Origin of the sequence: Enterococcus sp. DIV0691 (genome assembly GCF_051711145.1) — a bacterium.
GTDB lineage: Bacteria > Bacillota > Bacilli > Lactobacillales > Enterococcaceae > Enterococcus_B > Enterococcus_B hirae.
In genome coordinates this window covers 1,217,936-1,239,939 of the sequence record NZ_JBIOLY010000001.1, presented here as the reverse complement: position 1 = coordinate 1,239,939, position 22,004 = coordinate 1,217,936, and the positions used below count along the sequence as shown (strand labels likewise).

At 34.4% G+C, this 22,004-nt stretch carries 16 protein-coding genes; all 16 read right to left on the bottom strand.

Annotation, left to right across the window (positions count from 1 at the left end; all coding sequences use genetic code 11):
• Positions 1-15 precede the first annotated feature (15 nt).
• The 16 genes from IGJ11_RS05575 to lpdA all read right to left on the bottom strand — a co-directional run bounded on the left by IGJ11_RS05575 (position 16) and on the right by lpdA (position 21,998).
• A complete protein-coding gene (locus tag IGJ11_RS05575; protein ID WP_010719353.1) occupies positions 16-1,182 on the bottom strand; it encodes an FtsW/RodA/SpoVE family cell cycle protein in 1,167 nt (388 codons plus the stop codon).
• Between the two features lie 2 nt (positions 1,183-1,184).
• Positions 1,185-1,487: a DUF1507 family protein gene (locus IGJ11_RS05570; RefSeq protein ID WP_010719354.1), complete on the bottom strand. Its 303-nt coding sequence runs from the start codon at positions 1,485-1,487 to the stop codon at positions 1,185-1,187.
• A 162-nt stretch (positions 1,488-1,649) separates the two neighbouring features.
• Positions 1,650-3,401: a DNA helicase RecQ gene (recQ, locus tag IGJ11_RS05565; RefSeq protein WP_438772424.1), complete on the bottom strand. Its 1,752-nt coding sequence runs from the start codon at positions 3,399-3,401 to the stop codon at positions 1,650-1,652.
• A 919-nt stretch (positions 3,402-4,320) separates the two neighbouring features.
• Complete coding sequence (gene typA, locus IGJ11_RS05560; RefSeq protein WP_088775598.1) at positions 4,321-6,150, bottom strand: translational GTPase TypA; 1,830 nt, start codon at positions 6,148-6,150, stop codon at positions 4,321-4,323.
• 152 nt (positions 6,151-6,302) lie between these two features.
• Entirely contained in the window at positions 6,303-7,091 is a 789-nt protein-coding gene (locus IGJ11_RS05555) for an inositol monophosphatase family protein (protein WP_232011830.1), read from the bottom strand.
• Between the two features lie 4 nt (positions 7,092-7,095).
• Positions 7,096-7,371 (bottom strand): UPF0223 family protein, encoded by a 276-nt coding sequence (locus IGJ11_RS05550; RefSeq protein ID WP_010719359.1) that lies wholly within the window; start codon positions 7,369-7,371, stop codon positions 7,096-7,098.
• A 288-nt stretch (positions 7,372-7,659) separates the two neighbouring features.
• Positions 7,660-8,559, bottom strand: a complete 900-nt coding sequence (locus IGJ11_RS05545) for a hypothetical protein (RefSeq protein ID WP_207432358.1) — start codon at positions 8,557-8,559, stop codon at positions 7,660-7,662.
• A gap of 34 nt (positions 8,560-8,593) precedes the next feature.
• On the bottom strand, positions 8,594-9,175 hold the full coding sequence (locus IGJ11_RS05540; RefSeq protein WP_081129095.1) for a hypothetical protein: 582 nt from the start codon (positions 9,173-9,175) through the stop codon (positions 8,594-8,596).
• A 658-nt stretch (positions 9,176-9,833) separates the two neighbouring features.
• Complete coding sequence (locus tag IGJ11_RS05535; protein WP_207432360.1) at positions 9,834-10,181, bottom strand: hypothetical protein; 348 nt, start codon at positions 10,179-10,181, stop codon at positions 9,834-9,836.
• Positions 10,182-10,220: 39 nt separating this feature from the next.
• Complete coding sequence (locus IGJ11_RS05530) at positions 10,221-10,358, bottom strand: hypothetical protein (RefSeq protein WP_438772419.1); 138 nt, start codon at positions 10,356-10,358, stop codon at positions 10,221-10,223.
• Between the two features lie 474 nt (positions 10,359-10,832).
• A complete protein-coding gene (locus tag IGJ11_RS05525; RefSeq protein ID WP_178286353.1) occupies positions 10,833-12,047 on the bottom strand; it encodes a hypothetical protein in 1,215 nt (404 codons plus the stop codon).
• Positions 12,048-12,433: 386 nt separating this feature from the next.
• A complete protein-coding gene (locus IGJ11_RS05520; RefSeq protein ID WP_251849607.1) occupies positions 12,434-12,790 on the bottom strand; it encodes a hypothetical protein in 357 nt (118 codons plus the stop codon).
• On the bottom strand, positions 12,787-12,963 hold the full coding sequence (locus IGJ11_RS05515; RefSeq protein WP_158000817.1) for a hypothetical protein: 177 nt from the start codon (positions 12,961-12,963) through the stop codon (positions 12,787-12,789). The genes IGJ11_RS05520 and IGJ11_RS05515 overlap by 4 nt, the downstream gene beginning before the upstream one ends.
• Positions 12,964-13,444: 481 nt before the next feature.
• A complete protein-coding gene (locus IGJ11_RS05510) occupies positions 13,445-15,277 on the bottom strand; it encodes a hypothetical protein (protein ID WP_207414335.1) in 1,833 nt (610 codons plus the stop codon).
• Between the two features lie 192 nt (positions 15,278-15,469).
• Complete coding sequence (locus tag IGJ11_RS05505) at positions 15,470-20,254, bottom strand: transposase (protein WP_438772416.1); 4,785 nt, start codon at positions 20,252-20,254, stop codon at positions 15,470-15,472.
• 337 nt (positions 20,255-20,591) lie between these two features.
• Positions 20,592-21,998, bottom strand: a complete 1,407-nt coding sequence (gene lpdA / locus IGJ11_RS05500; protein WP_010719369.1) for a dihydrolipoyl dehydrogenase — start codon at positions 21,996-21,998, stop codon at positions 20,592-20,594.
• Positions 21,999-22,004: the final 6 nt, after the last annotated feature.

Here is a 22,004-nt window from a genome sequence, read left to right as displayed (position 1 = left end):
CACTCCTACATCTTTTTAGTATAAACCTAAACTTTTTCGTTTTTCATCTGCACTGATATTCAAGACGAAGCCAACACAAATGGATAACATCAATAAACTAGATCCTCCCTGACTCAAAAATGGGAAAGTGATCCCAGTTAACGGAATAACGCCGGTTATCCCTCCCAAATTGATAAATATTTGGATCATGAACATGGCACCAATCCCAATACATAATAGAGAATTAAATGGATCTTTTGAGCGAATCCCCACCAAAAAGATCCGAACAATCATGAAAAACAGTAAAGCAAGAATCAAGATCCCCATGATCACGCCTAACTCTTCTACCACAATGGCATAAATAAAGTCCGTCTGCGCTTCATTTAAAAAACCTTTTTTCTGGATACTATTTCCAAGACCTCGACCAAAAAGCCCTCCATTGAACATCGCATAATAACCATTAGCTAATTGATGACCTTTGTTCAACTCGTCAGAAAAAGGATTTTGATAAATGGCAAATCGGTTATAGATATATTGTAAACGTCCGGGAAATATTTTCCCGTGGGTGATATTGATCAACCAGATTGCTAAAGCACTCAAGCCAACCCCACCGACCCCAACGATCAACGTATAAACGTAGTTGATACCACTAGCCAAAAGTAAGACTAAGATAATTAAAAAAATGACAGTTGCATTACCAAAATCGGGTAAAATAGCAACTAGCGCTGTTAGTGCCAACACTAACAGTAACGGTCTTTTAACAGTAGAAACAAAATCTTTTTGAACGCTTCTTTGTCTTTTAGATAACGTTAATGCTAAGTACCAAATCACAATGATCTTTAAGTATTCAGCTGGCTGGAGAGAGAATCCAGCGATTTGAAGCCATCCTTTCGCTCCATTGATTTCTTTCCCGAAGAATAAAACGATCAATAGCAAGATTGTCAGTACAGCAATAGCTGCCATAATCAGTCGTTGATTTTTTAATACGGATGTTTTCATTTTATATAAAAGTCCAATAGCTACTAAGCTAACGCCCCAAAACAAACTTTGGTTAAAAAAAGAGGCGGAAGGACTGCTTCCATTTTCTAGCAATAAATAAGATGATGAACTATAGACCATGATTAAACCTAAAATACATAGAATCAAGTAAGGAATCAAAATACTATAGTTTAATAAATGCCTTTTTTTTACTTTCTTAGGCAAGTTTACTCCTCCTTGCCAATTTCTTTTTTATCGTAATTTTCTTGGTAAACCTCACTATATAATCGGTTCAGTTCACGCTCTAGCTCACTCAGCAACAATTGTCCTTCTGTTTTATCGATGATGCCCACACGAACGGCAAATCCGACTTGTTGTGAGAAGCCATACATTTGCGTATCTACTACTTCTTCAAATGCCTTACATTGTGAGATACACAGGCTATTTTTTTGATTTTTGATCAAGCGTTTGATTCGTTCTGATTCATCTTTAAGCACTTGAACTGCAAATTCATTTGATAGAGAATCCATCTAAGCCTACCCCCATTCTAAGTTTATTTATTATAACATACTTAAAATTCTAACGGGGAAAAATCCCAGTTTTCGCTCAGGGATTTTCTTCTTTTTTTACTATTTGCTAGCCTATCATGAGCAAAAACAATAGATGTACTAATTTTACAAACGATATACTACTTAACTAGAAAGTATCAGTGCTAAAAAAGCGTCCCCGTATTTGTCTAACTTGCTTTGTCCTACCCCTTTTATCTGCAATAAAGAAAGTCGATCTTTTGGACGTTGTCGACTCATTTCTTTTAAAGTCGCATCTGAAAAAACCACATAAGGCGGCACGCCTGCTTCAGAAGCTAAGTCAGTTCGTAACTCTCTTAGCGTTTCAAATAAAGTGTCAGCTTCTTCATCAGAAAGTTGTTGGACTTTTTCAGCTTCTTTTTTAAATACTTTTTGTTTCCCTTTTAACACTTCGATTCCTAGTTCCGTTACTTTCAACGTGGGGTATTCACCGTTCATTGAATACAGATAACCACCAGAAATAAGATACTCGATCAACTGAAGAATATCTTTTTGTGCCCATTTTTTTAATAAGCCGTAAGTTGATAACGCTTGAAAACCTAGCATCTTGACTTTTTGTTCTTTCGAACCAGCTAATACCTTCATCAACAATTGTTTCCCATAATTTTCACCCATGCGTTTCAAGCAAGACAACACCATCTGTGTTTCAGTCGTTACATCGACTAGTTCACGTTCATCTAAACAGTTACCACATCTTCCACATGGGATACTTTTTTCGCCAAAATAAGTAAGAATATATTGTTGCAGACAGGATTCGATGTAGACGTATTCCGTCATTACTTTTAATTTTTCGTATTCTTTTTGTTTTTGTGACTCTTCTCGTTGGGATTGTTGGATAAAAAATTTTTGGACCTGTATATCTTGGGGAGCAAACAACAAGACAGCCTCACTTAAGAGCCCATCACGACCTGCTCGTCCCGCCTCCTGATAGTAAGCTTCTAAAGAACCAGGAATCTGATAGTGAATGACGAAGCGGATGTTACTCTTATTGATCCCCATGCCAAAAGCATTCGTTGCAACTAATAATTCTGTACGGTCATATAAAAAGTCTTCTTGGATTTCTGTTCGTTGGCTTTCACTCATCCCACCATGATATCTGCCAACACTGAAATCAAATTTCTTTAACAAATGATAGATTCGATCAACTTCTTTGCGGGTAGCGGCATAAATGATCCCTGATTGCTTTTTATTGATACGTAGATACTCAATTAAGTACTGCTCTTTTTTTTGATCTTTTACTACTTGTAAACGTAGATTTTCTCGTGCAAAACCCGTTTGAATATGATTATCCATTGGTACCTTTAAAAGTCTTTTAATATCTTCTGCTACTTGCTTTGTTGCAGTAGCAGTCAATACCACAATGACCGGTCGTTGATCAAACGTGTTTAATGTTTCTGCCATATGAAGATAGCTTGGACGAAAATCATGTCCCCATTGTGAGATACAATGCGCTTCATCAATCGCTATCAGTTGCACGTGCCAACGTTTCATTGATTGGATAAAATCTGGCATGATAAACCGTTCTGGCGCAACATATAATAATTGGATTTGTTGCTGTTCGAGTAATCGAAACCGAGAAGCAGTCTCATAACTATCCAATGAACTATTGATAAATGTCGCTGAAATGCCTAACTGATTGGCAGCATCTACTTGATCTTTCATCAGAGAGATCAAAGGAGAAATGACTACAGTCAAGCCATCCAACATCAATGCTGGCAATTGATAACAAATGGACTTCCCACTTCCTGTAGGCATGATCCCTAGGACGTCTTCATGATCAAGGACCTTTTGGATAATTTCTTTTTGTCCAGGGCGAAATACTTCATAACCAAAGTATTGTTTTAATATATCATTCATTTTATCCCTACTTTTTAGTTGATTTAAGAGGTTGTGAAAGAAGCGATCAGCTCCGAGCGAATAAGAGAGGATTTTTTAAAATAGCTTCTCATATTTTAGAAAATCATCGCTTATTGCTGAGGAGTTGCTTCTTGAACACCGTGAATAAGAGGTTGTGAAAGCATCGGGAAGCTCCGATGACAATAAGAAAGAATTTTTTAAAACAGCTTCTCATGTTTTGAAAAATTCAGGCTTATTTCAAGAAGCTGATGCTTGAACACCGTGAATAAGAGGTTGTGAAAAGGGCGCTTTGACCTGAGCGCTCACCAAGTAAAAACTGCGCCGAGTAATCGCAGGAGCATTAAGGATGATAATCTCGAAACAGCTCCCCATGTTTTACGAAACTCAGCTTTATGTCAAAAAAATGCCGCTCGTCCACGGTTTAGTTGTTTTTTATTTATAAAAAGCCTAGAGCAACCTTTTATTATTGACCCTTCTATCGCCCCTCTATAACTATAATACGTCAATTATATTTTACTTCTCCAAGCAATCAAGTACAACATGCTTTTTTGTGAAACTTTCACTTTTCGTGAAACAAAAAACGAGGTAATCAAAGATTTTAAAAAGACTTTTAATAAACTTTTAGCGTACTTATTGAATTTTTCTTTTAATTTTTATTAACTTCTCCACAGATAACAATTTTAGAAAAAGGAAAAACAATTCTCTCCTTTTAATTTCAAACAATTGAATACGTTCTAAAAAATTGAGAAGCAAAATTTGCCGACAGTATTTTTCTTTTCATCCACTTTAATGCTGATTTACCAGTCATCTGAACAAAAAATAAACCGAAGATGCCCGAAAATAGTTACTCCTATTTTTGGTCTTCTTCGGTTTATTTCTCAAAGCTAAACATCACTGTATCAACAAGGTGAACAAATGATTATTTTTTCTTTTTAGAAGCTTTTTCACGTGCATTTTTGTTTAAGATTTGTTTTCTTAAACGGATACTTTCCGGTGTTACTTCACAATATTCATCGTCATTCAAGAATTCTAACGATTCTTCTAACGTCAATTGTTTTGGTTTTTTGATAACAGATGTTTGGTCCTTGGTAGCAGAACGAACGTTAGTCATTTGTTTTGCTTTCGTAATGTTAACAGTCAAGTCATTGTCACGACTATTTTCACCAATGATCATGCCTTCATAAACTTCTGTACCTGGTTCAACAAAAACAGTTCCACGTTCTTCGATACTCATGATGGAATAAGTTGTTGCTTTTCCAGTATCAATCGATACTAACGCACCTTGGTGTCGTCCACCGATTTGACCTGGTAACATTGGTAGGTATTGATCAAATGTGTGGTTCATGATTCCGTAGCCACGAGTCATTGAAAGAAATTCAGTTGAATAACCGATCAAGCCACGAGCTGGTGTTAAAAATGTCAAACGGATTTGACCATTACCAGTATGGACCATGTCTTGCATTTCGCCTTTACGTAAGCTTAATGATTCGATTACGCTACCCATGTATTCTTCAGGTGTGTCGATTTGAACACGTTCAAAAGGTTCACATTTCACGCCATCAATTTCTTTTTCGATAACTTCAGGACGAGATACTTGTAGTTCATAACCTTCACGACGCATGTTTTCGATCAAGATTGACAAATGAAGTTCTCCACGACCAGAAACAGTCCAAGCATCTGGAGAATTTGTTGGTTCAACACGCAATGAAACATCCGTTTGCAACTCAGCCATCAAGCGTTCTTCAATTTTACGAGCAGTGACATATTTTCCTTCACGGCCGGCAAATGGTGAATTATTCACTAAGAAAGTCATTTGCAGTGTTGGTTCGTCAATGTGTAGAATTGGCAGAGCATCTTGGTGGTCCACAGGTGTCACTGTTTCCCCAACGAAAATATCTTCCATTCCTGATACGGCAATTAGATCTCCAGCTTTTGCTTCGTCAATTTCTAAACGTTTCAAGCCGAAGAACCCAAATAATTTAGTTACACGGAATTTTTTAACTGAACCGTCTAATTTTAGTAAGGCAACTTGGTCCCCTACTTTGATCGTTCCACGGAAGACACGACCAATCCCGATACGTCCAACATAGTCGTTATAATCAAGCAATGATACTTGGAATTGTAATGGTTCATCGCTATTGTCTACTGGCGCAGGGATTTTTTCAACAATTGTATCAAAGATCGGTGCCATTGTTGGTTCTTGATCAGCTGGATCATCAGACAAGCTAGATGTTCCGTTTAATGCTGAAGCATAGATAACTGGGAAATCTAATTGATCATCATCTGCACCTAGTTCAATAAATAATTCTAATACTTCATCAACAACAAACTCAGGTCGTGCAGAAGGTTTATCAATTTTATTCACAACTACGATCGGTGTAATATGTTGTTCTAGCGCTTTTTTCAAAACAAAACGAGTTTGTGGCATCGTTCCTTCATAAGCATCAACTACTAAGACAACGCCGTCAACCATTTTCATGATTCGTTCAACTTCGCCACCAAAGTCCGCATGCCCAGGTGTATCCATGATATTGACACGAATCCCTTTATAATCAACTGCGGTATTTTTTGCTAAAATCGTGATTCCACGTTCTTTTTCTAAAGCATTTGAATCCATCGCACGTTCTTGTAATTGTGTGTGTGCGTCTAATGTATCTGATTGTTTCAATAATTCATCAACCAATGTGGTTTTTCCGTGGTCAACGTGGGCGATGATCGCTACGTTACGGATATCATTTCTATAGTTCAATGTAACTAACTCCTTCTCGGTTCTTTATGACAGTGCAATTTTACTCGACTGTTTATTATAGCAAACTTTTTTCATGAAATATAGTGAAATGTTTTCATTTTTTCGAGAAAATTAATATTTTAGCCATATTTTTCTTAATTATGCGGTTTTTTTTACTTATTTAGCGAATCAGCCGCAGCAATAAGTGCCCGAATTTCATCATAGGCTTGAGGTGTAGCCGCAATATAATATTCTCTTCCTCGAAATTTTAGCTTTTCTCCTGAGATACCGCTATATTTCATTCCAAATTCAGCGAGTAAAACATTCCCTGCGCCATAGTCCCACGGGCTCAAATTTGCAATATAACCAATATGTTTCCCTTTTAAAAGTGCAATCATTTCTAGTCCTGCACATCCATAAATACGAACACCCATACTTTGTTCACCAATTGTTCGGACATTCCACCGATTATGACTAAAAAGATAACCGTTCAAACCAATAAGTCCATCTTTTAAACGAAGGTCTTCTGGCTTAGTTAACGGATGGTCATTCATATAAACACCTAAATCTTTTCCACCCCAATACAGCGCTTCTTTCATCACGTCATAAATAAAACCAAGTTGTCCAACACCATCTTGATAAACGCCTAACATAATACAAAAATTCTCTTGTTCAAGTACGAAGTTCATGGTTCCATCAATTGGATCAATAACAAATACTTGCCCTTCAAAGCTTTCTAACTCACTGTAACCTTCTTCTTCTGCGAGAATCTTTGCTTCTGGATTATACGCCTGAATCTTTTCAATCAAAAAAGCTTGGACTTCACGATCCATATTGGTAACCAGATCTTTTCGATTGGTTTTTTGATCAACTTTAAGCGTCTTGATTTGTACCGCACGAATTTTCTCAGCTGCTTCTTCAAGCCAGATTTTGATCTGAGGGATCAGTTCTTGTTTATTCATGTTCTCACCCATTCATTTTTAGGATTTTTTTCTGATTCTTTTTTGCTGCTTGAACTGTTCGATACAATGAATAACCTGATACTTTTTCAAATTCTTTTCCTAATTTTTTTTCTTCTCCAATAGATGGAATAACCGTTTTGAATTGTTGGTATGATTTTAGAAACCGAGCATTATCGATGCCCTTTTCATTCGCTAACTCTAAATCCTCCCACATCTTCATCACAATGACCATTTCCTCGGTGGTCCAGTCTAAATCAAGCGGGTATTGATAATCTTGCATACTTCATTCTCCTATTTCCTATAGTCAAAATCAGTGTATCATAAGAATAAGTACATAACCAAATAGTTTCGATTTTCTAGTTTACATAATTAATTTATAGTTGAATAACTATTTTATATCGCTAGCTAAGAAAAATAAGTAATAGTCTATAAAAATTCACACGTTCATACAAAGAACCGTCACTAACAAAATAGAGAAAATAAATTCTGTCGGTGACGTAGGTTTATTTATTAAGATAAGAGGAAAAGATCTAACATTTTTACTTTTCCTAAGGGATTTCATATGAAACTAACGTCCTTCATGTTCAGGTATGTTTAACGAGCTCATAGACGCTTCATTAGCAAAACTATGATTTATCCGATATTGTTCATTTATTTTAGTGGCAGTGTATGTTTCATCTTTTGAAATTAATTTAAACATCCCCTTCTGTAGCTCAGCAAATTTAGAATTCCCTTCATTTTCTAAAAAAATCTTATAGAACCAATTTTGAGAGGATAAAGACGAATTTTTAATATAATGACAATGTGGCAATGCTTTGACAACAACTTCAATAAGTACTTCTGTATCGACCTTAGGCCTATATGATTCATTATCCTTTCTACTTAAATAATGAAGTAAGGTGCTTTTAACATCTCGTTTAGTAATGATATTTCCTCCATTAACAGCTAGTTCATTGTATTTTTGAATCGTTTTGTTTAGTTCAAAATTTATTATATTATCGCTAAGTATCTCTTCTGATGATATAGTACTTGGAATCTCTGCTGCATTAATATACATCGTAAATTCAGACGAAGAAACATATTTTTTTAAATTTTCAGAAAAACTCTCCAAACTTATTGGATTTTCTAAAATTGCTTTGGGTAAAATTTCACTGAACTGAGATTGTTCAGAAATTCCTATTTTATTCATAATAATGCTTATTTCCCTATTGGCCTCTTCACTGAGAGGAACAACTTTACCAAACTCTGAATGTTCACTCAAAATTTTTTCAACGATACAATGATAGCTTGATTTTTCTAATAGCTCTGGTAAATAATCGTTTAATTTTTCCCATGGAAATTTTAGCTTTTCTTCTAATATTTGTTTCATACTTTTGGTACTAATCTTATTTGAATGTGCAAAAGTTTGAAGATCTTTGTCTGGCCTAAGTAAAAAAGATTTTGTTAGTTTATTATCTTCTTTATTCATCTGTTGACTACCTCCTACAAAATATTAATAATTGCTATCTATTTAGTTCTACATTAAGTATAGACTGAGAGATGCTCCGAGTATCAATTACATTTATTTTCTTATTATGAGATAAACCTTTATGTATCGCGTTCAATCGCTTTACTTCTATTCTTTTTTTTTCTCTTTGTTCGAATGCTTCTTTTTCTCTGCGATTATTTTCGCCTATTAGACGACTAAAATCAGGGAATGTCGTTTCTACAATATCATTCCCATTTTTATAATAATTGGCAATAATTTCCATTCTAGATTCTTTTTGGCATTCTATAAACAACGCACTGATGACACTTTTTCTAAAACCTTCATTTGCACATAATAATTCACTGCGTTGGAACCCTTTTCCTTCTCTTTTTAGCGCATCTAATAAAGAAGGACCTTCGATTTTATATTTTTCATATATAATATTTTCAATTTCAGCATACCTCAATGGTTCTCTCTCAAATAAATCTGTTAAATGAACATAATAATTGTATGCACTTTTCTCAAATATACGTTGGATTGTTCGATAGTCATTATGTCGATTCACATTGCCAACATTTGGATTTACATGAATTTTTTGTATTTGAGTAAACTTCATCTTTTTACCCCATTTCTTTTTTTACATAACTCTCTAACGTCCCTCTCAATACTTTTTACTTTTATATCATTTTTTATTTGTGGTTTGTAGAGCATCGCTCATCTGATTGATTTGAATTTTCTGTGTTGTAACCGAGATCTTATCATTCAAACTAGATAAGTGCGTGTACAAATTGTTTTGATATTTTCTCTTTTTTCTCTAATTTTCATATTCTATCACCGTAGTCTAAAATTATTGCCAATTAAGCTAGATAAGTTCATTAACTTTTTTATAAAAAAAGCTTATCATGAAATCGATTACAAGGAGGACCCTTTTATTTTTTTTTTTGAAAATTATGTTCATATTACAACACTGTATATGAAAAATTTTTAGTATAATGGAGTGTTGTAGGTTATTATGCGGAATTTTTTATAGCACTATTCAACAGCAAATGAAGTCGTGGATCATTTACTTTCCCCATGAATTTCAGCTTATTGTTACCACAAAGAGATACCAACTAACTATGATTGAGAAAACGCTACTTTTTCCTAGTTACTACAAGAAATGATGAAAGAACATACTTTAATGTGAAGCAAAAAACATCAAAACTAGTTGAAGTTACTAATTTTGATGTTTATTAGAAATCTTATTAGATTTGATAAAGAACTAAGAGCTATAATTATCTCGATTTCTCTTCTGTTTTTACACGTTGTTCTTCTGTATGAGATGCTACGAAACCCTTCTGCAAACGTTCTCTTATTGCCATTAAATCTTGTTTTTCTTCTTTATCACAAAGTGTTTGACTAATATATTGACCAGTAATTTCAGCATTTTTATGCCCATTTTGATGGTATTTCTCATTCAATTGAATGAACGCCTGTTGTCTACATTCCTTCATTAATCTTGCTATCATAAAATCTCGAATATTTTTCAATGGCGGATAAAATAATTCGCTGAAAGCAAGCCCTTTTCCTTCTCGCTTTAACAAAAGCAATAAAGAAATACCTTTAATTTCGTATTTATCCATAATGGTCTTTTCAATTTCAAAATACGCTAACGGATTTTTTTAAAAGAGATCTGATAGATGGTTGAAATAGTTCATTTGATTCTTTTTGATAATTTTCATAATATCGTTCCGTTGTGGAAGACGATTGATATCGTCTATATTAGGAGGTACCTGAGTGCCATCTTCTCTTTGACTCATCATTTCCGACCTTTCTTTTTATTATATTTGACTTGATTCATTTTTATTGAATCTTTTTCTAACGAATAAATTCAAGTCATTATTATTGGCAATAAATCTCCATTCATTATTTTGGCTGCTGTATCTTTAGTATGTTCCGTTAATAAATAAGTTTACTGTTTTTGTAAGATTCTGTTCAACAGCACTTGCTCAGATCATTTTATTCAATTATCAGAAACACTACCACTTATGTACAAACGTCTATACATCCACTCTCAGGCATTTCACTTATTTTCCATAATCAATTCCTTTTTAATACATTTATTGTTTCTCTATTTTAACATCGAATGTTCTAACAAATAATTCACTTTTTTTCTTTTTAGAAAAAAATGTTCGATCAAAATCAAATTCTTGGTCTTTTTCTGAATAATTTTTTGTTTTATTTTTTTCTAAGGTTTATTCGATTTTACTAATGATTATCCTGTTAGAATTTTATTACGTCCTTCCGCCAAAAATTAAATTTGGACTCGTATCTTGTTTATGTTCTATCCTTATATTACTTTCTGTAGCCGTAATTTTAGCATTTCCAACACTCGTTGAAAAAGTTTGAAGTCCGTGTGATTTTCTTTCTATTTCTTTTAGTAATAGATCATAATTTTTATTCCAATTATGCAACGTTTTCGGAACCAAACGATAATATTCACATATTTGCTTTTTAGTCATTTCTTTATTCTTAAGTAAACGAACGCACGCTGCTTTAACTTCAGCTGGACAAGACAAATTCCCTGGCCCTAGCTCCCTATTTTTTAAATCTTCGAGAGTTGTTATTGTGTTTTTATTTCCAAGCGCCTGATCGTATCTATAATTCCATCTTCTTAAATTCCCATCAGAAATGTTCAATTTGTCACACAATTCTTTCTGTGTTAATCGTTCACTTCTCCATAAGAGTACACAAGCTTCCTTAACCTTATTAGTACAATTCAGATTCTCCTCAGTTTTTTCCCTACTCCTCAACTCTTCGATAGTCGATATTATTTTATGAGTTAACTTCTCTTTTTTATCTATATGTTCTGATTCACTATTGGCTGACTGATCGGGGACAACCTCTTCATATTCAAGCAACTTTTGAAATGTATCAATTGATAATTCCAATATGTCACAAAATGTCTCTCTTGTGATAACTGATTGAATGGATTGATATAGTTGAACGTAATCCACTTTAGGATATGTTTTATTGACTTTTTTTGGTAGAGCAAGCTCAAGAGAGTGCGCCGTTTGAGAAATAGGCTGCTTATCAATTTGTTTGATTGCCTGAGCCACTGGGATGTTTTTGGAACTTTTCGTACGCTTATCTTGTATTTCCTTTTCTGTAAAGTCACTTATATTTCGATTATGAGGATCAGATTGTTCTTGATGTTCATTTGATTTCGCCTCATCAGATATTCGTATTCTTTTTGGTTCATATATATCACCTAACACTTTCACTGCTTGCTCTATCGTATAATTGCCATTTAACAGCGGATTATATAATTCGTCCCATCCTTGAAGATTAACTGATTCCTGCTCATCAAACATTTGTTTTCTTTTTGTGTGAACTGTATTGTCTGACACTTCCACTGCCTCGTTTAAATCATTCGAACCTTTTATTTCCTCATTCTCATCACCTACATGACAGCCCTCTTGAGGAATTTTAATCGTTTCATTTTTCATAGGGGCACTCTCCTTTAGAGTAATTTAACATTAAGTTAGTAAATAACTACTTCCGCTAAAAAATCAAATAATTGATATCGAAATGTGTCGATCCAATTGCTTTTTTATTTTTCAGAAAAAAAGGTAAAAATAAGAAAAGACACCTCGAAACCATTTAGAATGAATTTGACTGACCAAGTCATAAAAGGATTCAAGCTGTCTTATACTCAACTTATCAAAGATACCTTAAATACACTAGACCTAACAATCTATAGCTAATAAAAAGGACAAAAAGGAATTTTTCTTCTTTCTGTCCTAATTATTCTAAGATTTCTCTTTACCAACATTAGTTGTAAAAAGCCTAATTTTGATATTTATTAACTAACCTTATCCGGCTGGACAAAGAGCTAAAAGCGATTATCTCGATTCTCCTCTATTTTTACACTTTGTTCTTCTTTAGGATATTTTGCGAACTCCTTCTTCAGATGTTCTCTTATCCCCACTAGATCACGTTTTTCTTCTTTATTGTCAGATGATATAAAGTATGGGTCTGTGATTTCAACAATTCTATGCCCATTTTGTTGGTATTTTTCATTCAATTGAATGAATGCCTGTTGTCTACATTCCTTCATCAATCCTTTTATCATAATCTCTCGAATATTTTTCAATGGTGGATAAAATAATTCGCTGGATGCCAGACCTTTTCCTTCCCTTTTTAACAAAACCAATAAAGAGATACCTTTAATATCCTGTTTATCCATCATTTTTTTTCAATTTCAAAATAAATTAACGGCTTTTTTTCAAAGAGTTTTGATAGATGATTGAAATAGTTCATTTGATTCTTGTTGATGATTTTTCTAATATCGTCCCATTGAGAATGGCACCTGACATCTTTTGTATGAGGGTCAACATAAACCCCTTCTTCTCTTTTACTCATCATTCCCGACCTTTCTTTCTAACGTATCTGACTTGATTCATTGTATATAGATTTTTTCCAAAAAATAAAATTAAGTCATTCCCGTTGACAATAGAGCTCCATTTATTATTTTTGCTGCTAAATCTTTGTTATATTCAATATTTATAAAACAAGTTTACCGTTTTTGTGAGATTCTGTTTAATAACAACTTAACCATAGCTTTTTTCCAGCCGCTAAAATACTATCAGGGACTTACAAACGTTCATATAATGCAATCTAAGGAACTTGACTTCTTTTCCATAATCAGTTCCTATTTTATTCATTTATTATTTATCTATTTTAACATCGAATGTTCTAACAAATAGTTTACTTTTTCTTCTTTTTAGAAAAAAATGTTCGACCAAAATCAAATCCTTGGTCTTTTTCCGAATAATTTTTTATTTGTTTTACTTATTACCAAGGTTTATACGCTTTTACTTATGTTTAACTTGCTAGAATTTGATTACGTCCTTCCGACAAAAAATAAATGTTGACTCGTATCTTGTTGATGTACTATTGACTCATTATTTTCTTTTGCTGTAATTTTAGCATTTTCGACATTCGTTGAAAAAGTTTGGCGTTCTTTTGAATCTTTTTCTGTACCATTAAGTAGTTGTTTATATTTAATGCACCAACCATAAAATGTTTTAATGTTCAAATGATACTTTTCACATATTTCATTCCTGTTTTTTTTATTTAATAAAAGAACACATTTTCTTTTGACTTCCTCAGTACAATTCAGTTTCCCTAAATTTAGATCCCTATTTTCTAATTCTTGGAGAGTTGTTATTTTTTTCCTCTGCTCATTTCTATGTGTCCGGTTGTATTTAGATTCCCAATGTCTTAACCCCCCATCACTGATATTCAATTTGTTACATAATTCTCTCTTCTTCATTGAGCAAACTCTACTTAAAAGTACACAGGCTACCTTCACTTCATCAGTACAATCCAGATTTTCTCCAGTTTGTTCTCTACCCATCAACTCTTCGATAGTCGATATTGTTTTGCGAGTTAACTTCTCATTTTTATAATCTCTTAGCCATGATTTAAAGAGAGCAGGGTATATTTCTTTCTCCCCACAAAATTGCGCTAGAGATTCATAAGGATGTTGAGAATTGAGATACAACAGGACCATTTCTAATTTATAGTCTTTCGAGTACGTATTCCTATTATTCTCTAGATATTCTGATTCACCATTTGTTGACTGATCGGGAACAACATCTTCATCTTTAAGCAACTTTTGAAATTTATCATTTGACAATTTCAATAGGTTACAAAATGTCTCTCTTGTGATAACTGATTGAATGGATCGATATAGTTGAATATATTTTAAATAATCATTCTTAGTGACATTTTGTGGAAGAATAGAAAGAGTATGCCCCGTTTGAGGAATAGGCTGCTTATCGGTTTGTTTGGTTGTTTGACTTTCTAAGTGCTGTATACTATGTAGACCCTCAGATAAATGAGCAGTAGCTCTTTTTGGATGTCTTTCTTTGTCAAGCACCGTTTCCTGATTCTGATTCACTGGGGTGCTTTCTGAATTTTTCGTACTCTTGTCTTGTATGTTCTTTTGTGTAAAGTCACTTGTGTCCCTGTCATTATGTACGCTATGCGGATTCTGGAGATGTTTTTCTTCATCAATCGAAGATTCCGAATTTTGACCCACTACAGAGTTCATTCGATTATTTTCCAGATCAAACATATTTCCAGTTTCTATTTCTTGTCCCTCTGTTTGTCCTTTCCTCTCCTCGGCTATCCTTTGCTCTTTTGTTTCATGATTAGAAAAAAGAGTATCGGCTAATTCTAATTCTTGACGAGTCAGAGGACCCAGTTCGAACACGTAGCGTACTAGGTCTTCTTCTGGACTGGGCTTATTGACCGATTCTCTTGTCGTTTGAGGTGGGAATTGTGAATCATTTATGGTGTCTAGCTCATTAAATAAATGGTTATTTGCGCCTTTTAGCCTTTTTGGATATCCCACGTTTTCGTCTGATCTAGGGTGCACTCGCTTATTTCCTGAATCAAACATATTGACATCTTTTATTCCTTGTTCCTCTATTTGCCCTATCCTTTGCTCCTTTGGTTCAAGATTAGAAAAAAGAGTATACGCCGCTTCTAATTCTTGAATAGTTGGAGGACCTTGGTTGATTATGTGACTTACTAGCTCCTCCTCCGGACTGGACTCATTAACCAGATGATTATCTTGTCCTAGCTCACCATATGACTGTTGCCCATTTCCATTGGAACCTATTACATTCTTTGTTATGTATCGTTGTTCCGTCCATTCATTTTCCATAGTAATCTCCTTTTCTATTTATTTATCTATTTTAATATCAAATTTTCTAGCAAATAGTTTATTCTTTCTCCTTTTTAGAAAAAAATGTTCGATCAAGATCCAACTATTGTTTTTTTTCAAAGTAATTGTTTAATTTATTTCAATTATATTTAACGTTCATTCCACTTTACCTATAATTAACTTATTAGAATTTTATTGGATCTTTTGATTACCCAAGAATAAATTTGGACTCTTATTTTGCTCATTGGCTAACCTCGCATTATTGTCTGCTGCTGTAATTTTAGCATTTTCGACATTCGTTGAAAAAGTTTGGCGTTCTTTTGAATCTTTTTCTGCACCATTAAGTAGTGGTTTATATTTATTGTACCAATTATAAAATGTTTTAACGTTCAAATGATACTTTTGACATATTCGTCCCTTGGTATTTTTTGTATCATTTAATAAAAGAATACATTCTTTTTTGACTTTCTCCGTACAACTCAAATACCTGAACTTTAAATCCCTATTTTCTAATTCTGAGAGAGTTGTTATTATTTTCTTCTGCTCATTTCCATGTGCCCGGTTGTACCTATCTTCCCAAGATCTTACAACCATATCATTGATGTTCAATTTGTTACTTAATTCAGTCTTAGTCATTGAGCAACCTCTCCATAAAAGTACACAGGCTTCCTTAACCTTAGCGGTACAATCCAGATTTCTCCCATTTCGTTCCCTACTGATCAATTCTTCGATAGTAGAGATTGATTTACGAGTTAAATTCCCCTTTTTATGTTCCTTTATCCAAGAACTAAAGGAACCATAGTCTAAATTGTTCTTAGCACAAAACTGCCGTTTAGATTCGTAAGAATGTTGAGAATTGAGATATAAATTGATCTTTTCTAATTTATATTCTCTCGTTATAATTTCCCTTTTATTCTCTATATATCCTAATTCACTATTAGTTGACTCAGCTGGAACAGCTTCTTTAAGCAACTCTTGAAATGTATCTTGTGACAATTCCATTATGTCACAAAATGTCTCTATTTTGATGGTCGTTTGAATGGATTGGTATAGTTGAATATATTTTAAATAATCATTTTTAGTGTATGATTGATTGACTTTTTTTGGAAGAACAGGGTCAAGAGAGTGCCTCGCTGGAGGATTAAGCTGCTTATCCGTTTGTTTGGTTGTTTGATCCCCTAGGTTACTTTCTAAGTTTTGTATACTATGTTGCATCCTTTGATTGCCTTGACCCTTACCTTGTTCATGAGCTAACCTCGCATTATTGTCTGCTGTTGTAAATTTAGCATTCCCGACATTAGTTGAAAAAGTTTGGCGTGCTTGGGATGTTCTTTCTGAATTTTGGAGTAATCGGTCATATTCTTCGATCCAAGCATTAACCATATTCGGAGTCAAATGATAAATCTTACATAATTGCTTTATGGACATTTCTTGATTCTTATATAAAAGAACACATTCTCTTTTAACTTCCTCCGTACAACACACCTTTCCTAGCTTTAACTTCCTTTCTTTTAATTCTGTGAGAGTTGTTATTAACTCCTGCTTCTTACCACGTGCCTGGTCGTATCTATTATTCCAAGTTCTTAAAGTCGCATCAGAAATGTTCAATTTTTTACACAATACCTTGTGTGCTATTCGCTTACTTCTCCATAAAAGTACACAGGCTTTCTTAACCTTAGCAGTACAATACAGATTTCTCCCATCTTGTTCCCTACTGATCAATTCTTCAATAGTCGATATTGATTGACGAGGTAATTCCCCCTTTTTATGTTCCCTTATCCAAGATCTAAAGGAATCATAGTCTAAATTGTTCTTATCACAAAACTGCCGTTTAGATTCGTAAGAATGTTGAGAATTGAGATATAAATTGATCTTTTCTAATTTATATTCTCTCGGTATAATTTCCCTTTTATTCTCTATATATCCTAATTCACTATTAGTTGACTCAGCTGGAACAGCTTCTTTAAGCAACTCTTGAAATGTATCTTGTGACAATTCCATTATGTCACAAAATGTCTCTATTTTGATGGTCGACTGAATAGATTGATATAGTTGAATATATTCTAAATAATTATTCTTAGTGACATTTTGTGGAAGAACAGGATCAAGAATATACCCCGTTTGAGGAATAGTCTGCTTATCGGTTTGTTTTGTTGTTTGATGCCCTAGGTTACTTTCTAAGTTTTGTATACTATGTAGATTCTCAGATAAATGAGCAGCAGCTCTTTTTGGATGTCTTTCTTCATCAAGCGCCGTTTCCTGATTCTGATTCACTGGGGTGTTTTCTGAATTTTTTATACTCTTATCCTGTTTCTTTTGTATAAACTCACCTGTGCCCCTATCATTATGTATGTTATGCGGATTCTGGGGATGTTTTTCTTCATCAATCAGATATTCCTGATTCTGATCCTCTATAAAGTTTACTTGATTATTTTCCGAACCAGGCTGATTAACTGCTTTTCCTGCCATTGTTTGTTCCATTATAGGATATTCTACCTGTTGACTATTTGACGATTCATCGAATAATTTGTTCGATTCTTGACGTTCACTTAATTCCATTACATACTTCATTGGTTTTTTTCCTGAGTTTAATGTCTCATCAAATCTCATTAATATTTCCGTTATTTCTTCTGTCATGAGACTATCATTTGATGAATCATCGAATAAATCATTATTAGATTGTTTTGGAAGTTCATTCGATCCGTTCACATAATCCACTAGATTTTTTGCTGGGTCTAACGTCTCATCAATTTCCATTAACGCTTCCACTATTTCGTCTGTCGTGAGACTATCATTTGATAAATCTTCGAATAAATCATTATTAGATTGTTTTGGAAGTTCATTCGATCCGTTCACATAGTCCACTAGATTTTTTGCTGAGTCTAACGTCTCATCAACTTCCACTAACGCTTCCACTATTTCGTCTGTCGTGAGACTATCATTTGATGAATCTTCGAATAAATCATTATTAGATTGTTTTGGAAGTTCATTCGATCCGTTCACATAGTCCACTAGATTTTTTGCTGAATCTAACGTCTCATCAACTTCCATTAACGCTTCCACTTTTTCCTCTGTCGTGAGATTATCATTTGGTGAATCTTCGAATAAATCATTATTAGATTGTTTTGGGAGTTCATTCGATCCGTTCACATAGTCCACTAGATTTTTTCCTGAGTCTAACGTCTCATCAACTTCCGTTAACGCTTCCACTATTTCGTCTGTCGTGAGACTATCATTTGATGAATCATCGAATAAATCGTTATTAGATTGTTTTGGGAGTTCATTCGATCCGTTCACATAGACCACTAGATTTTTTCCTGAGTCTAACGTCTCATCAATTTCCATTAACGCTTCCACTATTTCGTCTGTCGTGAGACTATCATTTGATAAATCTTCGAATAAATCATTATTAGATTGTTTTGGAAGTTCATTCGATCCGTTCACATAGTCCACTAGATTTTTTGCTGAGTCTAACGTCTCATCAATTTCCATTAATGCTTCCACTATTTCGTCTGTCGTGAGACTATCATTTGATAAATCTTCGAATAAATCATTATTAGATTGTTTTGGAAGTTCATTCGATCCGTTCACATAGTCCACTAGATTTTTTGCTGAGTCTAACGTCTCGTCAATTTCCATTAACGCTTCCACTATTTCGTCTGTCGTGAGACTATCATTTGATAAATCTTCGAATAAATCATTATTAGATTGTTTTGGAAGTTCATTCGATCCGTTCACATAGTCCACTAGATTTTTTGCTGAGTCTAACGTCTCGTCAATTTCCATTAATGCTTCCACTATTTCGTCTGTCGTGAGATTATGATTTGACAATTCATCGGATAAATTTGCTGACTTTTGAAAAAACGAACGTTCTTCATTGGACTCATTTGAATAGTCAAAATCAGATAAACTATCGAACAAGCTATTTCCAAATTCACCTTCTGTCTCTGATAAAATTGGGTGTTCCTCTTGATTTTCTCTTAGATGACTTCCAGTTACTTGCACTTGTTTGCTATTGAAGATATGATTCTCACTACTTGTTGCTTCCTCTAATTTATTTGGTAAAGGAAGTGATGAAGAAAAGTTTTTATTTTGTTGAGGACCGATCCCTTGAAGTTTATCCTGTTGGTTCTCATCAATTAAATGCTCATTCTCTGTTGTATGTATTTGTTTGCTTATTTGTGATAGTTTGGGTGAATATTCTTCTACTTCATGAAGTACATGAGATTTCTTTGGCTTCTTAGGTTTCACACTCGATGTTTTCAAACTATTTTTATCAATTGGGAACGCCGATAGTGAAAACTTTTCTGGGTCCTTATTTTCTTGCATCTTTCTTTTTCTGCTTGAACTGTCATTGAGATTGTATTTTTTTGACTGGCTGTCATGATCAACACTTTTTTGTTTTCTTAATGAAATGACTTTGTCCTCTAAAGACCTTGGCTGAGCAGGATGTACCTGTTCCAGCTCATCTTTTAGAAGAACTTCTGAAATCAGCTCTTGTTGCTTCACTAACTCTTCCCTTTGCTCAAAACTATTTCTATCTAACTGTAAAATTTCATTTTCTGACGATGTTTTATATTGCATCTCTTCCTTCTGTTCTCTTGCTTTCTTTATTTTCATCAAAATGGTTCTCGCTGATCCGTTAAATTTATTAACAAGTTTACTTACCCACAAGTCTCCTGCTAAATATGCTTCGATATTTTGATTATTGCTCTCTTCCTTTTCTTTAGTTGTCTCATTCGTTAAGCTTTGCTGTTGCAGATTTTGCTCTTTTAGACTATGTGTTACATTTCCAATGGTTCTCTTTGATACTCCAAATCGCTCAGCAAGTCCTGCTATCGATGTATTTTCTGTTTGGTATGCTTCTATAATCCTTTCATTTCTCTTTTTAATTGAATTATTAGGACCGCCAATTTCATTATTCTTTTCATTCTCATGACAGTCTCCTTGAAGTGTTTTAATCGTTTCTTTTCTCACAAAGTCAATCTCCTTTAAAGTGATTAAAAATTAGTTAGTAAACAACTAGTTCCGCTTGTTAAATCATTGATATAGAAATATGCTGACCTGATTGCTTTTACCACATTTATTCTAACACCCTCTTTCAAAAAGCTTGACTTTCTTTTTTCTTTTTTCAGAAAAAGAGGTTTTGAAAAGACCACAAAAAAACATCAAAGCTAGCAGTTTTTGCTAACTTTGATGTTTCATCGATCATGTATCAATTCAATTTGTCAAAAAGATGTTTTTAACCTGGCAACTATCGCCAACATCCATACTTTTTTTGAAACAGTTCGGATAAAATATCCCAATTGCTAAATTAAATATGGATTGGTAAACCTAAAGCGAGTTCAGCAGCATCCATCGTAATTTCACCTAGCGATGGATGTGGATGGATCGTTAACGCAATATCTTCGGCATTCATTCCTGATTCAATGGCTAAAGCAAGCTCAGAAACCATATCACTAGCACCTACACCACCGATTTGCGCTCCAATGATGACGTTGTCTTCATTGGTCGTCACTAAACGGATAAAACCTTCTGTTTTTGCAAGCGATAACGCCCGTCCATTTCCTGAAAACGGAAATTTATATGCAGTAGCTTCAATACCAGCTTCTTTTGCTTCTTTGATCGTCATCCCAACAGAAGCTAATTCTGGATCTGTAAAGGCAACCGCAGGCATTGCTTTATAGTCAACTGCTACTTTCTTACCTGAGATAGCTTCTGCAGCAATTTTTGCTTCATAACTTGCTTTATGCGCTAAAGCAGCACCTGGTACGATATCCCCAATTGCAAAAATGTTTGGCACGTTCGTACGCCCTTGTTGATCCACTGGAATCAATCCACGTTCACCGACTTCGACACCCGCTTGTTCTAATCCCATATCGTCAGTATTTGGACGACGGCCAACTGTTACCATAACATAATCTGCTGTCACTGTTTCTTCTTTACCGTCAACAGTATATTTGACTGTCACACTGTCCCCATTATCAACAGCTTCTTTCGCCATTGCATTGGTTACGATTGTCACACCTTTTTTCTTGAAGTCGTCTTCCACTAATTTCACCATATCTTTTTCATAGGTAGGTAAAATTTGAGGAGAACCTTCAAGAATCGTTACCTCAGCACCTAAGTTAGCATAGGCTCCACCTAATTCTGCTCCAATAACTCCGCCACCAATAATGACGAATTTTTTTGGTACTTCTTTTAGAGCTAAGCCGCCTGTTGAGTCAAGTACACGTCCGCCAAACTTGAATCCTGGGATTTCGATCGGACGGGAGCCAGTGGCAATGATTGCGTTATTGAAAGAATACGTTTGAGCAGAATCGGGATGGATCACACGCAATGTATGATCATCGACGAAGAATGCTTCGCCTTCGATTGTTTCTACCTTGTGTTTTTTCAATAAGAAGCCAACACCAGAAGTCAGTGTTTTCACTACTTTATTTTCTTTCCAGTCTTGTGTTTTTGCAAAATCAAGTGTGACATTTTCACTTGTGACACCGAATAAAGTTGAATCAAGAGATTCTTGATAATGATGTCCTGCAGCAATCAGCGCTTTTGAAGGAATACAACCAACGTTTAAACAAACACCACCGATGTATTCTCTTTCAATGATTGCCACTTTTTGTCCCATTTCAGCAGCACGGATGGCAGCAACATAGCCACCAGGTCCCGCACCGATTACAACTGTGTCTAATTCTACAGCAAAATCTCCAACTACCATTTGTTT